16 protein-coding genes are annotated in these 14,515 nt (G+C 51.6%); 7 read left to right on the top strand and 9 right to left on the bottom strand.

Annotation, left to right across the window (positions count from 1 at the left end; all coding sequences use genetic code 11):
• Nucleotides 1–34: 34 nt before the first annotated feature.
• On the bottom strand, nucleotides 35–592 hold the full coding sequence (locus tag JMJ04_RS28750; RefSeq protein ID WP_201373847.1) for a hypothetical protein: 558 nt from the start codon (nucleotides 590–592) through the stop codon (nucleotides 35–37).
• 187 nt (nucleotides 593–779) lie between these two features.
• On the opposite strand from JMJ04_RS28750, the gene JMJ04_RS28745 reads away from it, so the two are divergent.
• From JMJ04_RS28745 to JMJ04_RS28730, 4 genes are all read left to right on the top strand, one after another.
• The gene (locus tag JMJ04_RS28745) at nucleotides 780–1,703 is read left to right on the top strand and encodes a GNAT family N-acetyltransferase (protein WP_201373846.1); all 924 of its coding nucleotides are present in this window, start codon (nucleotides 780–782) and stop codon (nucleotides 1,701–1,703) included.
• 241 nt (nucleotides 1,704–1,944) lie between these two features.
• Complete coding sequence (locus tag JMJ04_RS28740) at nucleotides 1,945–2,583, top strand: hypothetical protein (protein WP_201373845.1); 639 nt, start codon at nucleotides 1,945–1,947, stop codon at nucleotides 2,581–2,583.
• Between the two features lie 90 nt (nucleotides 2,584–2,673).
• Entirely contained in the window at nucleotides 2,674–2,958 is a 285-nt protein-coding gene (locus JMJ04_RS28735) for a hypothetical protein (RefSeq protein WP_201373844.1), read from the top strand.
• A 104-nt stretch (nucleotides 2,959–3,062) separates the two neighbouring features.
• Nucleotides 3,063–4,037, top strand: a complete 975-nt coding sequence (locus JMJ04_RS28730) for a sodium:calcium antiporter (RefSeq protein WP_201373843.1) — start codon at nucleotides 3,063–3,065, stop codon at nucleotides 4,035–4,037.
• A gap of 55 nt (nucleotides 4,038–4,092) precedes the next feature.
• Here the strand turns inward: JMJ04_RS28730 and JMJ04_RS28725 are convergent, their stop codons facing one another.
• Nucleotides 4,093–5,325: an MFS transporter gene (locus JMJ04_RS28725; protein WP_201373842.1), complete on the bottom strand. Its 1,233-nt coding sequence runs from the start codon at nucleotides 5,323–5,325 to the stop codon at nucleotides 4,093–4,095.
• Nucleotides 5,326–5,529: 204 nt separating this feature from the next.
• Nucleotides 5,530–6,507, bottom strand: coding sequence for a UDP-glucose 4-epimerase GalE (gene galE / locus JMJ04_RS28720; RefSeq protein ID WP_201373841.1), 978 nt, complete (start codon nucleotides 6,505–6,507; stop codon nucleotides 5,530–5,532).
• A gap of 239 nt (nucleotides 6,508–6,746) precedes the next feature.
• On the opposite strand from galE, the gene JMJ04_RS28715 reads away from it, so the two are divergent.
• Nucleotides 6,747–7,322: a YbhB/YbcL family Raf kinase inhibitor-like protein gene (locus JMJ04_RS28715; protein WP_201373840.1), complete on the top strand. Its 576-nt coding sequence runs from the start codon at nucleotides 6,747–6,749 to the stop codon at nucleotides 7,320–7,322.
• Between the two features lie 269 nt (nucleotides 7,323–7,591).
• Here the strand turns inward: JMJ04_RS28715 and JMJ04_RS28710 are convergent.
• Nucleotides 7,592–8,711 (bottom strand): IS3 family transposase gene (locus tag JMJ04_RS28710; protein WP_420799497.1). Its coding sequence is split into 2 segments (ribosomal slippage): nucleotides 7,592–8,438 and nucleotides 8,437–8,711, totalling 1,122 coding nucleotides; the frame shifts between segments, so codons are not numbered across the junction.
• Nucleotides 8,712–8,750: 39 nt separating this feature from the next.
• The gene (locus tag JMJ04_RS28705) at nucleotides 8,751–8,990 is read right to left on the bottom strand and encodes a putative antibiotic biosynthesis monooxygenase (protein ID WP_201373839.1); all 240 of its coding nucleotides are present in this window, start codon (nucleotides 8,988–8,990) and stop codon (nucleotides 8,751–8,753) included.
• Nucleotides 8,991–9,316: 326 nt separating this feature from the next.
• Between JMJ04_RS28705 and JMJ04_RS28700 the strand changes: the two genes are divergently transcribed.
• Entirely contained in the window at nucleotides 9,317–9,580 is a 264-nt protein-coding gene (locus JMJ04_RS28700) for a hypothetical protein (RefSeq protein ID WP_201373838.1), read from the top strand.
• Nucleotides 9,567–10,247, top strand: coding sequence for a hypothetical protein (locus JMJ04_RS28695; RefSeq protein ID WP_201373837.1), 681 nt, complete (start codon nucleotides 9,567–9,569; stop codon nucleotides 10,245–10,247). Before JMJ04_RS28700 ends, JMJ04_RS28695 begins: the two co-directional genes overlap by 14 nt.
• 174 nt (nucleotides 10,248–10,421) lie before the next feature.
• On the opposite strand, the gene JMJ04_RS28690 is transcribed toward JMJ04_RS28695, so the two are convergent.
• The 4 genes from JMJ04_RS28690 to JMJ04_RS28675 all read right to left on the bottom strand — a co-directional run bounded on the left by JMJ04_RS28690 (nucleotide 10,422) and on the right by JMJ04_RS28675 (nucleotide 14,256).
• Nucleotides 10,422–10,679 (bottom strand): hypothetical protein, encoded by a 258-nt coding sequence (locus JMJ04_RS28690; RefSeq protein WP_201373836.1) that lies wholly within the window; start codon nucleotides 10,677–10,679, stop codon nucleotides 10,422–10,424.
• A 39-nt stretch (nucleotides 10,680–10,718) separates the two neighbouring features.
• Nucleotides 10,719–11,939 (bottom strand): sialate O-acetylesterase, encoded by a 1,221-nt coding sequence (locus JMJ04_RS28685; RefSeq protein ID WP_201373835.1) that lies wholly within the window; start codon nucleotides 11,937–11,939, stop codon nucleotides 10,719–10,721.
• Nucleotides 11,940–12,089: 150 nt separating this feature from the next.
• Nucleotides 12,090–13,649 (bottom strand): outer membrane protein assembly factor BamB family protein, encoded by a 1,560-nt coding sequence (locus tag JMJ04_RS28680; RefSeq protein ID WP_201373834.1) that lies wholly within the window; start codon nucleotides 13,647–13,649, stop codon nucleotides 12,090–12,092.
• On the bottom strand, nucleotides 13,642–14,256 hold the full coding sequence (locus JMJ04_RS28675; RefSeq protein WP_201373833.1) for an RNA polymerase sigma factor: 615 nt from the start codon (nucleotides 14,254–14,256) through the stop codon (nucleotides 13,642–13,644). The genes JMJ04_RS28680 and JMJ04_RS28675 overlap by 8 nt, the downstream gene beginning before the upstream one ends.
• Nucleotides 14,257–14,515: the final 259 nt, after the last annotated feature.

The raw sequence follows: 14,515 nt of genomic DNA, 5'->3' as shown, positions 1-14,515 counted from the left end.
TGTTTGGCTTTCCTTTCTGGAAGCAACGATCTGTTTATTCTTCTAAAAGTCGGCGTTGAGCACCCAGGCGCTCCACCTGGGTGCGAAGCACGCGCTTATTTTGCTGGGGATTAGCCACAGAGGGATCGGGAATCCACTCCAGCAAGCCACTCTCAATCGCTCGCCCAATACGCATCCGGTTGGCCTGGGTATTCTCGCCAAAGGCCAGTGCAGCCGCATTACTGATCGTAATCAGGTCATCGACCGAGATCCACCAGCGCACACGCGAGACCAGGATACCTATATCTGTCTGCCAGAAGCCAGCAGGAAAGCTAGTTTTGGAGCGCAGTGCGTTTCCCAACAGGAGATCCAGGAGGTGACCCAGCGCCACCTCGGCGCGCTGAATCTCATCCCTGGTCGCGCGCATACGCGCATACTCTCCATTAGCAATGCGTATCAACAGATCTAGCTCCTGCCACAGGGAACTTCCCTCATCCAACCACCTCTGACCCGCAGGCAACTCCGGCTCACCCAACGCCATCCCCAGTTCACGATAACGCTGGCGGACCAGGGCCGCGATCTCTTGCACAAGGGCATCAGTAAAAAGAGCCATAAACTTCCTCGTTTCATTACATCATCTCCCCTGGATCATAACGTAACTAACGTTAGTTGTCAACAATTCACCACTTCAGCTTCTCACGCGCCAATGGTTTGCCTTTCTCCTTATTGGTGTGATACAGTTTCCTCACACCTCATCAATAAACAAGAATAAATGGTTGAAGATAAAGGAAGCATTGTAGATGATTTCTCGCCTGGTTCTGTTGCCAGATGATTTTGTTCGTATTGATGAACTCCTCCGTATTTGTGAAACTGCAGATACGGTTGATCTCGATCTTCATCGCCACGCGCTCCAAAAAAACCAGGCTACCGAACGATTCCAGGTATGGCTTGATGATGCTGGCAACATGCAAGGGTTTGCGCGGCTCCACTTTAATGAGACAGAGAGTCTGACAGAAGGCCGGTACTGGTATTACCTTCGGCCAACAGCCATGGGTCAGGGTATCGAGGCGAGTGCTTTACAGTGGGCTGAGCAGGAGACCTTGCAGCAGCGTACGGATCGTGCATGTCGTCTGTTTACCGCGTCGCGTGCGGATCATCCCGCTCGTTTTCAGTTTCTGGAAGCGAACAACTTTACTCGTGAACGCTATTTCTTCACCATGAAACGAGCGCTACATGAGATTCCACCAGATCCAGAAGTACCCAGTGGCTACACGATTCGCACCGCGACATTGGCAGATATCGAAGACTTTACTGATTTGCATAATGTGGCGTTTCGAGAACACTGGAACTCCCTCCCAATTACCAGTGAGGAATTGCATGCGGAGAAGCTTGACCCTAACTATCGGCCTGAGATCGATCTCCTGGCGGTGGCCCCTGACGGCACCCTGGCCAGCTTTTGTACTGCCAGCATTGAGCCCATGAAACGCGAAGGAAATGATGAAGTTGTTGGCTTTATCGATGGCCTCGGAACCCATCCATTACATCGTGGCCTTGGACTTGGTCGTGCACTCCTCCTCCAGAATTTGCGTACACTGCGTGCTCTTGGGATGATCAAGGCATACATTAGTGTCGATGCGGCTAATCCCACTGGTGCAGTGCGTTTGTATGAGTCGGTGGGATTTCAAACGTTTGAGACATGGCTCTCCTACTTCAAATCTTTGTAGCCAAGCGCGCACCGGTTTGAGCGCTGACTTGCATCTCACCTTTCCAGAGGAGATATAGATCAGCGCTTCCAGCTCAATCTGTTTAGACTGGCACCTGCTGATCTTTTTGCTCCCATACACCATACCCCTTCGTGCCTGCGGCACAAAGGGAAAGTAAGCAGGCACAGACATCAAAGAGAGAATATGTGATAGGATAAACAGAACAAAAATTGCTGTGCATTTGTAGAAGGAGAAACCTTTCGTGCAGGATCACTCTATTCCCAGGGCTGCCATGATTGGAGCCGCATCTGGAGTCTTGGTGATGGCTTTCTTTAGCACCGGCTGGGCCTCGCTGGCTGTAGGTTCCTTGAATGGCTGGGGCAATGCCTTCCTCTCGCCTCTTGTGTGGCTCACTGGCATCATACAGCTTATCGCGGGGATCTACCTGCTCATCGCAGCGCGGCAATTTCCTGTCGCGACAGCTGAGCAGCAGGCACAAGGCCGAAATATGGGCAAGTGGTATGGCATCACCTTTGGGCTGGAAGGCGTTTTCATTGGTGTTGCATCAGCGATTTGCAATATAATCGGCCATACTGAGATCCTTATTCCGATCATTGCCCTGATTGTTGGCGTGCATTTCTACCCCTTCGCGCTTATCTTTAACAGGCACATCGACTACTGGCTCGCCTCATGGACCTGCCTGGTCGCGCTTGTGGCGCTGTTTGCCGTCCCAGCAACACCTATAACATCAGGTGGATTGACTATTGACATGCAGTGGCTTGTATGTGGCCTTGGAACTGCCATCGCGACCTGGATCTACAGCGTGTACGGATTCCGCGAGGGAATGCGCATGCTGCGCTTCAATAAACAGCGTCGGGTCGGTGTTACGCTTTCTTCATAGGCGTCACGCCCATAGCTCCATGCTCCTACACACCGCTGCAGGCTATAATGTTCACAAAGCCCAGACCCTTACACGCTATAAGGAGAAGGTATGATGGTGAGCGATAGAATGCTGGGGCAGCCAGCACGCCTCTACTTTCAAGGTCAATATAGCCAGGAGCAACAGGGACTGCGGTTGCTCGATGCCTACCTTTATATCCACAAAGAGAGCTATGAGGTGGCGCGGCGCTTGTTAGCATACCTGGAGTTGGGAAGATACCACGAGAACATAGATACGCACCTGATTTATGGAGAACTGGCTGGTGATTGGACTATTGATGTGGCGGTCTATAGCCTGCAAGGCTATTTCAATTATATGGTTGTACTCAGTACATAATACATAGCGGGAATGCAAGACTTGAAACGCGTGCTAACGCTTCAGGCGCTCCATGACCTGCGCATGGCTTTGCGCAAGCAGTTGATCGAAGAGGAGAACACGGCGTGTTGACTGGTGTATTGGCACTCCTGCTATTGGGGATAGGAACGCTTGCCCTTATGAAGGGCGCGGATTGGTTTATGGATGGCGTTGGCGATGTGGCGCGTCTGGCTGGCATCAGCCTCTTTGTCGTGGGTATTATCCTGGCAGGGCTGGAGCCGGAGGAGATGCTCACCGCGGCCATTGCTTCAGGGCAGGGGAATGCCTCGCTCGCGCTGGGCAATATCCTCGGTAATAATTTCACGATGATTACTATCGCGCTTGGCCTCTCGGCGATCCTCTTTCCCATTGTTCTTGGGCGCGAACTGCGTCGTCAGGCCGTCATTGCCACCCTTATCTCGCTGCTACCAATCGGTCTGCTTTTTCTGGGAACTATATCTCGCCTGGCTGGCCTGCTGCTCCTCGTTGTCTTTGTCGGCTACACATGGTTATTGCTCCGGGTAGATCGCCAGGCCATCGAGCGCTTTCAGAAACGTGAAGATGACGACGATGATGACAATCAACAAGTGCCCAGGCAGAAGCTCTGGCGACCGCTAGGACTCGTTGGGGGTGGCTTGCTGGGGATGGCTCTGGGAGGACCAGCCATCGTGTGGGGCGCGGAAGCCCTGACACAGGTTGTTGGTCTGAGCCAGCACGTTATTGGAGCCACGCTTGTCTCCCTGGCGACCGCGAGCGAGATGATCGCCCTGGGGATCACGGCGGCACGTAAGAGGCAAGCGGAGGTCCTGGTGGGTGGTGTGCTAGGGTCGTTCGCCTATAACCTGCTAGTTACCCTTGGCCTGGCAGCCCTGGTGCGCCCACTCCCAGTAGATCTCCATCAATTGATGATCTCGCTACCCGCTATGATCCTGGCTCATTTGCTGTTGCTTAGCTTCATCTGGCGTGGGCGCCTGGGGCGCTTGACAGGAGCCTTCCTGCTCGTGCTCTATGCTGGCTTTATCCTGGTGATGGTGCTCACCGGCCACCAGGTAAGCTCATAGAAAAAAAGTAATTGGGACATATAGCTAGACAGGCATCTCCTGGCTATTGTGACCCTTACTGCCCATGCTCTTGTCTGTGGGAACGAAGAGGAAGCAGCAGGGCGACAATACTCAAGAGAAGTAACGCCCCTCCCAGGCCAATGCCTACCCACGCCAGCCCGCTATCTCCCAGGCGCCCTATAAGCGGGTCCAGGGTACTTTTCCCCAGCGAGCCAACCAGGGAGAGCGCGGAGAGCGTGGTCGCCCTGGTAGTGTCTGCGATACGCCTATTCACCTCTTGTGCTATCACAGGCTCCTGCCAGGCGGAAATGATGATCACGCCCGCGATTAACAGGAGGGTAAATAACCAGCTATGAGTCGCCCATGGTAAGAGCAGGTAGCAGAGCCCAGGGAAGAAGCAGGAACAGGCCAGCAAGAGACGTGTGCCCAATAGCTTGTGTATAGCTGCCAGGCGTAGGAGAATGAGCAACTGCAAGCCGAGTGCGGCGGCTGTTAGCGGCCCAAATAGGGCAACTGGAATACCCGCTCGTTGAAAGTAGGGCTGATTATACCAGAAGACTGCATTTGTCAGCGCGAAATTCGCTGACCCCCACAGGCTCAAGAGCGTGAGGACAGGTTGAGAACGCACGGTCTTCCAGGCACGTTGTAACACCTGCCTGACTTGCACCTGCTCACTGCTCTCCGTAATTCTAGAAGCTGGGGCATAGTGCCATATACGAAATGCCGCAAGGAACGCGAACAGGGAGGGTACGAGGCTCGCCATAACCGCAAGCAAGGGACTGGCAGCACCCAGAAAGCTACCCGTCAGCAGGCCTAGAAAGAATCCCGCGCTCGACGCGCTGGCGAGCAGTGCGAAAGCCTCTCCCCCTTGCCTGCTTCTCTCATGAGCAGGTAAAGCAGCGTAAACCAGGGCACTTTCGCAACCGGAAACACAGGCAAAAGCCACACCCCCCAGCACTTCAGCACAGGCAAAGAGCCAGAACCCATGTGCGAGCACGAAGACTAGCATCCCCACCAGGCCAATAGCGCGCCCAAGCAGAATCATCCTGGAATAGCCAATGCGCTCCGACCAGATGCTAGTTGGAACGTCAGCTAGCCAGATGCTAGCCGAGAGAATCGCCTCCATCAGAAACATCTCGGTAAAATTAAGCCCTCGCTGCTGCTGAAAGAGGACCAGCGTGGTCGAGTAGAAGAATAAATTACTGAAGAAGCGCGAGATAACCAGCCAGCGAAGTGTTGGCATAGAGAGCAGTGAGCGCCCCGGCACGAAGCGCCTAAAAAAAGACATGTAAATATCCTCCTGTCTAAAAAACACCCATCATCAGAGAAGGTGGATACAGGAGGTGCACGCACGGCCTGTCGAGCCAGCAGGACTTATATTGGATGTGGTTGTACGTGAATACGATCCATAATGAATTTGTTTCCCACTTGCGCATTATACGCCATTGATCTGGTTGCGAACGAATACCCGCAAGCAGACCAATGGCATATATTAATCGTGATAACCCTGGGGATGGGTCTGGAGCCAGTTCCAGGCATCGGCTATCATGCGCGCCAGTTCCGGCTTTTGTGGCTTCCAACCGAGATCGTGCTGGGCCTTCTCGCTGGAGGCAACCAGTACAGGAGGATCGCCCGCGCGCCGATCAGTCTCGATAGCCTTGATGGGTTTGCCCGTCACCTGACGTGCGGTCTCGATGACCTCGCGGACCGAAAAGCCCTTGCCGTTGCCCAGGTTGTAGATTTCGTGTTTCCCTGGCTGGGCATGAGTAAGGGCCAGGATATGCGCTCGTGCCAGGTCCTCGACATGGATATAGTCGCGAATTGCCGTACCATCAGGGGTTGGATAGTCCGTGCCATAGATCTGGACTGCTTCGCGGGTCCCTGCCGCCGCCTGGAGCACAAGCGGGATCAGGTGCGTCTCAGGATTATGCACCTCGCCCAGCTCGCCACTGGCGCCGGCAACATTGAAATAACGCAGGCTGACAGCAGCCAGGCCATGTGCCGCGGCCTCAAAGCCTATCATCTGGTCCACAGCCAGCTTGGAGCCGCCATAGGGATTAGTTGGTCTGGGTTGCGCGGTCTCCAGGATGGGAGTTTCCTCTGGTGCGCCATAGACAGCCGCCGTTGATGAGAAGACCAGGCGCTTCACGCCCGCCTCGCGCATGGCGTCGAGCAGGTTGAGTGTGCCCACGACGTTATTACGATAATAGCGCTCTGGCTGCGTCACCGACTCGCCCACCAGCGAGAGGGCCGCGAAATGCAGCACGCCATCGAAGCCATCCTTGAAGACCTCTTTGAGTCGCTGGGCATTGAGCAACTCGCCCTCCACCAGTTTGACCTGGGGCAGCACTGCCTGGTGATGACCCTTGGTGAAGTTATCCAGCACAGTGACCTCATGTCTAGCCTCCACCAGTTGCTTGGTCATGACACTACCAATATATCCGGCCCCGCCGGTAACAAGAAACTTCAAGCTAGAACCTCCGTATGTATTTCCCTGTAATCATACAACAGATAGAAAGCATCTGTAGATTTTGTCCATGATTTCTTCTATATCACGGAAGCTGCATCTTTCTATTGGTCGAGAGCGTGTAGGCAGAATGGAAGTTGGTTCTACAGAGGAGTTCGTACGTTTCTGCACCCATGTCCAAATCAGCGAGAAGACGGATATCAGCATGGATGGAGGAGGACCGTCGGGAGGAAAAGATCGTCATGAACACTTCTGCCGCCTGGAAACAAGTGTATATCCTATTCCTTAGTAGTATCCTGGGGGCGCTATTCATCGTGAGTACCAGCACGACGACGTTTGCCGCCCCAAGCCTGGCAACAGGAAAAAAGGAGGCTCCTATGAAGCTCACCAGTCCTGCCTTTGAACATGGTCAACCGATTCCATCTCAGTATACCTGTGATGGAGCTAATCACCATCCACCTCTTACCATTTCCGATGTGCCAAGGGAAGCACAAAGTCTCGCCCTGGTGGTTGAAGATCCGGATGCACCGATGAAAGTGTTTACGCATTGGCTCATCTATGATCTTCCTCCCTCAACGCAGCACATCCTGGAACAGGAGGGTTCTCTCGGAGGTGCTGAGGGCGTCAACGATTTTGGCACACGTGGCTATAAAGGACCATGTCCACCTTCTGGCACGCACCACTATGTCTTTCGGCTCTTTGCCCTCGATACACGGTTAGCGTTACCCGAAGGCATGAAAAAAGAGGACGTATTGGCGAAATTGAAAGGCCACGTGCTTGCAACAGCCGAATTAGTAGGAACGTATAAGAGAGGGTAAGAAGTGATGAAAGGTGGGTTGATAAGCCTGGCAGCATGTGAGTGATGGGTGAAAACCTCTCCAATTTAGAGTGCGCGTTCGCTGGAGCAGAGAGAGAAGTGGAAGGATGCCAGCACGACCCCAACACGGTCGAAGGGGGAGAGAATGGTTGCTGGTGCTGCTGCTCTTTCCACGTCTTTGCAACTGAGGGGGTGATGCTTTTATGGTGGTACCGTTTGTCTAGACAGAAATGGGCCAATTTTGAGAGTAAACTCAGCATTATGGAAAAGTCATGACGAATGTTTGGAGCGATACACCACAAAAGGTGTTTTGTAGTCCAGCGACTGGTGATATCGCTCATGATTGTAAAACTGGAAGTAGTGAGTCAGTCCACTCCTCGCCTCTGAAACCGTTTGGTAGTCTTTGAGGTAAACTTCCTCATACTTCACACTGCGCCACAAACGTTCTACGAACACGTTATCTAAGGCTCGCCCTCGCCCATCCCAGCTGATGCGAATGTTTGAGCGAAGCAGACGAGTGGTAAACTCGTGACTGGTAAACTGAACCCCCTGGTCAGTATTGAAAATCTTGGGTTGCCCAGCCCCCAGAGCCCGATCAAGCGTATCGACACAGAAACCAGTGTCCAACGTCGTTGAGAGCTCCCAGGCCAGGACGTAGCGGCTAAACCAATCAATGATGGCCACCAAGTAGACAAACCCTCGGGCCAGGCGGATGTAGGTAATATCGCTACTCCAGACGTGATCTTGGCTGGTGATACTCACTCCTCTCAAGAGATACGGATAACGTACGCTTGGTTCGCCAGGTCGGCTCAGCCGTGGTTTGGGATAGATCGTCTCTAGCCCCATTCGTTGCATGAGTCGTCTGACGCGTTTGCGGTCTACCTGATATCCTTGCTCGGCAAGAAAAGTGACCATCTTGCGCTTCCCGTAAAAAGGCGTCCTGGTATACTGTTCATCAAGCAAGCGCATCAAGAGAAGATCTTCCTCGCTCTCAGGGACAGGCTCATAATAGTAACTTGAACGGGCCAGCCCCAACAGCTCACATTGACGAACGATCGACAAGTGAGGATGCTCAGGCTCGATGAGGAGCCGCTTCTGCTCAACGGGAAAGACCAGATTTTTTTTTCAGGAAATCGAGCTCGACTTTGAGCTGACCGATTTCTTGATACAAGTTGGCGATTAAGGCTTCTTCGCTCTTGGCCCGCTCATGACCGTTGCGTGCGAAGATCTGTGGCAATTCATCAAGCACTTGCTTTTTCCATTGCGTAATTTGAGTGGTGTGAACTCCATACTCAGATGAGATCTCGTTGAGGGTCTTCTGTCCCTTGATGGCTTCTAAGGCCACTTTCACTTTAAAGTCACTATTGTACTTCTTCGGCGAACTTGCCACAATCTGCCTCCTTGTGGATGTACTCTCCCTCCTGCTATTTTATCTCATCTCCCTGTCCAGTTTTCCGCCCCCATTATACTTGTAGACGATTCGATATTCATGTTCATCGGGTGATACTGAGCGGAATACCGATGTACCCAGATGCCCGGGGAACTTCATGGCCGCTTGCACTATGCCCGAAATACACTCCTCGAGTTGCTCCTCACTCCCTGGCTTTGCTTCTCTAATGACACTGACGGTCACAGGTATATCGCTCCTCGCATATTTCTGTTCTGCCATATCGAGACTCTTTTCATCGCGAACATGTATTCGAATAGCGCTAATTTTTGTCTTCTTTGGCTCAAGGTATGTAGCGAACAACTGCAAGGGACTAGATAGTAACAGACGCAGAATCTCCCTATCTTTTGTCTCCAACTTTGTTCGCGCAAGTGTCTGCATCGCTGGCACCAGTCTTTTAGTGGTGATTGAAGCCAGCTCATACATCCAGTGTACAAGCCAACTTCTTACTCAACTTTAATTTTTGATATTCTTCTGATAACCAGGGTGCCCAAGCTCTTTGATGCGGGATTTCCTTGTAGAAGATGAGCAGAAGCAATCGGAATGGTATGTTTGTAGTTACAGTTGAAGAAAGGTTTGAATATCGTATGGTTGATATACAAGAAATGACTCAAAAGCGTGTCGTCTATACGTTATCAGGTATAGATGCAGTATTGATACGCAAAGACCTCACCTACAAGACAGTTGGCGGGATGCACTTAAAGATGGACGTGTACTATCCATCCAATCTCCAGAGCACATCACGGTATCCTGCCGTCATCCTGGTTGTGTTTCCTCTCGCAGAAGAAAGAGACAAGCTTGAAAGAAAATAGATTGGAAGAAACAAATACTCTCTGGGAATATATATTGACCACATATGGCTATTGTCCAGCATCAGAGAACCTTCAGGAAGAACGAATCTATCATGCCATTTTTCAGCCTACTTTCCATCGACATTGCTTTCTCCCATTGCACATCACACCTGGTGATACCGATGCGCTCTTAACCTTCGGCAACCTCGCTCATATCTGGGATTTGAAAAGATACTTTGAAATTTTATCTGCGATCAGGGAAATGCAAGAATTTCCAATACTATCGGATGAAGCGAACACATATTTAAGTAACATGCAGATAGAAACTTTGGGAGAGAAAAGCGTACTTCCACCATTTACCAATGAAGAGTCAGTATATTTAAGAAACGTTCAAATGGCACCAGTCCCAGTAGAAGCTCTTCGACACTTTGAGCAAAAAATGCAAGAAATCCAGCCTTTTGAGTTGAATTCTTTAATGTTGAAGCCTCAGGAGGCTCGTGATGGCATAACAGCGCGTGGAATCGTCACCGATAGGTATCGCAAGCATCATTTTGACATATGGCCTATACCCCTGACGAGCAGACATAAAGCCTTTTTTCTGGAATTCATCAGATTAGGCTACACAAGCGTTGAGGGGACGGGGCAGGAAAATTTGAAGGTAATCCAGCGCTACCTCTCTTTGGAATAACCCACCAAGCACTTGTAGCCGACGACTTGCACTGGCAATATGCGAGGCGCAGAAGAGGAGGCATATACAAAGAAGGCATTTCCTGGACATTGGAGCATAGGGGACGCTGTTCGCTTGCGTCCCCTATGCTATCAAAAACGGAGTCGAAAACACTCAGGAGAGCGATGCAGGAGCTTATACATCAACAGCCTGGGCAGCCAGGAGATGGCCTATGAAAGCGCCGTACTCGTCTTTGACTGGTAGATCTTTGTCGATCTTTACGCGGTGACGGGTCGTGATCGTTTCGAGATTACGATGTGGATCATAGCCGGCCTTCTCATATTCTTCCCAATAGATACCTGTCTCATAGCGCTGCCAGCGAGGTACTGCCTCAAATTGGATGCCACGTTGGAGCAGTAACTCCGCTTTAAATGCTAGTGACTTGCCGCTCAAAATATCCAATCACTCTATTCACAAAATATTCGCTTAAGCTCAAGCGAGTAGCCACGGGCCAAAGGCGGGAATAGCCATGTCCGCACCATCGGTAATATTGCAGTAGGGGTCGGCACCCCAGCCATACCAGAGGGCCGCGCCTTCAGGTAGAGGCTCCTCCGTGAGATGCAGGGTAATGACATTCCCTTCCAGAATCGTTTTATAGATGGCTGGGATGGCAACTCCCTGTTGATCGCGCAACGAAAAGCCTCCGGGCAACCCATGCGCGTGCAGACCCCCACGCACATAACGGTACGTGATGCGAATGCGCGCCCGCTCTCTTTCGAGCACGACAGAGGAGATATATGGCGAACGTAAGCCATCCACACAATCAGCGAGGCGTCTACCAAGTCGTTTCAAGCCTTGCGTGCCAACATGGATCCAGTCGTTCAGTTCGAGGTCGATTGCCGCTACCATCGCGGTATGAGGAAGCATATCCTGCCATGTACGCTGCGCCTCGCGCATCCCACTCCAGCACACATCGGCGTCAGGGTCTGCAATCGAGCGAATAAATCGGCCAATCTGCACATAGTAAAATGGGAGATCCGGGGCCTGGAGATCAGCACGCAAGGCTGTCACAAGGGTATGCATGCGCTGATGATACCGTTCGGTCGCTTCGGGATAGGCATCACTCTCCCCCTGATACCAGAGCACGCCCGCGATCTTGCCACCCACCTTCTCCACACGTTTGAGCAAAGCACCATACAGAGAGGCATCGCCCTCATCACGTTTGGCCGGGTCCCACTGCTCCATGGAGGTTCCGCCGTGCGCGCTTGGAATCAGTCCGATGGGCACTCCGGTACGGATATAGCGCTCCTTCGCGAAGGTCAGACCCAGGCCCGCCCCCTTTGTTCGCTGGGGATCACGGGGTGGTATTTCATCTGGTACCTTGTCGAACCCCCAGAGCTGATGATGCACAATACGTGGCGACTCACCAAGCCAGTGCAATGGCTCTTCCGCGATGGCCCACTCCTCGCGTGACTGAAAAGAATGCGCAAATGGAGAAGGTGATTCGACATCTACCAGATCGCCAATCCCCTCCATATTGCTCTGTCCGGCCAGGATCCAGATATCCCCCACCAAAATATCATGTGCGTCCCCCACCGTATATGGTCCCCCAACGGGCAACTCCACTATCTGTCCATCTGCCTGCTTTACGCGGGCCTGATTGTCAGAGTCTCGCTGCAATACCTGGTAGCGCTGCAAGGTTGTGTAGATCATCGGCGCTGCGTGCCCTTTCAACTGAAAAAATAGTAGTCAGTTTTACTATATCATTTTTCAGCCCGCATACAGCCAGAATTTCTCAAGGGCATATGATAACGGGCTGGCTCTGCCAGCCCGTTATCATATGCCCTTATTCCTTTTTTTACTCTACATGCCTGCTCCACCCACGATAACAAGGACATCTTTTACCGCGGCAAAGTGCCAGAGCTCCTTGCCAGTAGCCTGATCAAGCACAGCCCTGCTTAGCGGAAGTACCAGACTGTTGCCGAAAGGGAGAATCAATGGAGCATTTGATACAACACCATCGACGTCTTTGGACCAGTATATCTTACCATTCTGTGGATTAATGGCTTGTACTCTTTGCCTGCCTCCGTCAAGGTTGAAAATGCCATAGATGCTTCCATTGTTACTCGCGATGCCGACACCCGAGACTGTGTTTTGTGGCCCAGTCGTACACCAGGCATGTGTACCATCGCTGGTGTGGTATCCACAGAAGTGGCTGCCATCGAAAAGCACCAGCATATTCTGTACAATAACAAGGCCTGTAGGATTGCTAGCTTGCGACATGACTGACCACAATTGTGTGCCAGTAGTGGCATTCAGGGCAATGAGTGGTCTCTGATCTTTGAGGGAACCCTTAGGATCGTCAACTAAAGAATGCATAACCTGGACATAGAAGACATTATTCGCTACCGTAGCGCTAATTGGCCCAGTTTGAACATCTTGCGTCCAGAGTGTGTGCCCATCTTTCCCGTCCAGGGCTTTAATATAATGCTTATTGGCAATCACATAGGCAATGCCATTGTTCAGACTAAGTAGCGCGGGTTCAGGCGCGTCATAGTGCCAGATGATCTTACCCGTTTTCGCGTCCAGCGTATAAAGGTTCCCATTTGAGTACCCACTGGCATAGACGCGTCCCTGCTCGACTACAAGCAATGGCAAAGGGTCACCAATAACGACATGCTGGTTCATTGTCCCTAAATCTGTCTGCCAGATAAGGGTTCCATCCAGCGCATGCAGTGCCAGGACTTGCTTATTACCGGCGAAGTAAACAACGTGATCCTGAACGACCAGGTTGGGGTTGGCACTATCACTGTAGACTAACCCCTTCTTGCCCTTGATGTCAAAGACCTTACCATCTAATCCTTTTGGCACCGTATAGGACCAGAGTTTTACCCCTGTAGAGGCGTCCCTTGCTGTAAGAACTTCCCTTCCTATGGTAGGACCAGCAAGGGTAAGTTCTGCGGCAACCACAATATTGTGTAGTGTTTTATTAGAAGAGCCGGTAGATGTTTGTTGCTTTTTGGCAAGGTCATGAGACGCATTTACCGCCGAGAAAATGAGGAGTGCGCTGCCGATTAAGATGGCGACAACGGCAACAGCAGCAATCCCTCGAAGAGTGGTTAGCCAGCGTTTACGAGTTCGCGGTGCCTGCTCTGGCTGAGAGCGCAAGCTACGGTTAAGTTCAAGGGGCGGTGTTTCTTCGGTTGCCGGTGATTGCTTAGAAGATACGTGGCTCATTGTAGGTTCCTCCTTTTGATAGTCCTCTTGATGCATCTCAAAAATTAAATGCTCAAGATAAGGATCGTCTTCTGCTTCTTGCAGGATCGTGATAATCGTATCCAAATCTCCACGCTCAAGCGCCGTACTATAGCGATAGAGCGTCTTTTCATATGCCAGGCGTTGCTGCCTATCGTGCTTAAGCATGGTGCCCTCTCTCCTTCCCTTGCTGATCTCGTGCACGCCAGGTAGACCGCAGACGATTCAGCGCTCGATGTAGGCGGACGCGCGCGGAACCTGGAGAAACATTAAGCGCCAGGGCCAAACTCGATGTGTCCAGGTCCTGTAAAAATGCCAGGCGTATCACCCGTCGATCCTCGGGTAAAGCCAGCGCAAGTAATTCAGCAACCTGTGTGCGCGTCTCTACCTCTTGTTCAGGACCGGGATGGGTCAGGTTGCTCAGTTGATCAAAAAAATCGCTCTCGCCGCCAGGTTCCTCAGCAAAAAGTGAGCTACTGAATGAGAGTTCGCGCTGGCTTTGCTTGAACAGGGAGGCGCGCCGTCGTTTAATAACGTTAGCGGCAATACCTAGAAACCAGGCCCGAGGTTGGCGCACAGTATGAAAGACATCAATGTGGGCCAGGGCCTCCAACGTGGCCTCGTTCAAAACCTCGGATGCGATGTTCTGTAGCGTCTCGCCCTTTGCCAGGCCCGCGCGTGCGACATACGAGCGTATAATGCCCAGGAGTGGCTCCATATTCTCCTGCAAGAACGCGTGCAGAGCCAGGGCAGACTTATCTGCTGGTTGCTTCATAGCCTGTCTCTTCTCTCCACGAGATATCACAATATTTCACAATCCATTTCTCCAATACTGCTTCTCCAGGATTTTCAGTTACATGAGATAGTCAATGTAGCAAGTCGTTTTGTTACAGCTTTTCCAGAAGCTAAATATTTAACAACAGCGGGTTTAAAATAGTTTGATACAAATATACACAGAATGATTCATGTATAAGTCAAATTACCAGAAAAACATATGATAAAAAGAAGAATGCAATAGTGACTAAAAACAGGTA

The sequence above is a fragment of the Ktedonobacter robiniae genome, assembly GCF_016587375.1.
In the GTDB taxonomy this organism is placed as follows: Bacteria; Chloroflexota; Ktedonobacteria; order Ktedonobacterales; family Ktedonobacteraceae; genus Ktedonobacter; species Ktedonobacter robiniae.
Note: the sequence above shows the minus strand (reverse complement) of the source record. Positions and strands in the feature narration are given on the sequence as shown.

Coding starts and splice junctions, on each gene's coding strand:
- JMJ04_RS28750 (WP_201373847.1), bottom strand. CDS start 592: ATGGCTCTTTTTACTGATGCCCTTGTGCAAGAGATCGCGGCCCTGGTC.
- JMJ04_RS28745 (WP_201373846.1), top strand. CDS start 780: ATGATTTCTCGCCTGGTTCTGTTGCCAGATGATTTTGTTCGTATTGAT.
- JMJ04_RS28735 (WP_201373844.1), top strand. CDS start 2,674: ATGATGGTGAGCGATAGAATGCTGGGGCAGCCAGCACGCCTCTACTTT.
- JMJ04_RS28725 (WP_201373842.1), bottom strand. CDS start 5,325: ATGTCTTTTTTTAGGCGCTTCGTGCCGGGGCGCTCACTGCTCTCTATG.
- JMJ04_RS28715 (WP_201373840.1), top strand. CDS start 6,747: ATGAACACTTCTGCCGCCTGGAAACAAGTGTATATCCTATTCCTTAGT.
- JMJ04_RS28705 (WP_201373839.1), bottom strand. CDS start 8,990: ATGGCAGAACAGAAATATGCGAGGAGCGATATACCTGTGACCGTCAGT.
- JMJ04_RS28700 (WP_201373838.1), top strand. CDS start 9,317: ATGTTTGTAGTTACAGTTGAAGAAAGGTTTGAATATCGTATGGTTGAT.
- JMJ04_RS28685 (WP_201373835.1), bottom strand. CDS start 11,939: ATGATCTACACAACCTTGCAGCGCTACCAGGTATTGCAGCGAGACTCT.
- JMJ04_RS28680 (WP_201373834.1), bottom strand. CDS start 13,649: ATGCTTAAGCACGATAGGCAGCAACGCCTGGCATATGAAAAGACGCTC.
- JMJ04_RS28675 (WP_201373833.1), bottom strand. CDS start 14,256: ATGAAGCAACCAGCAGATAAGTCTGCCCTGGCTCTGCACGCGTTCTTG.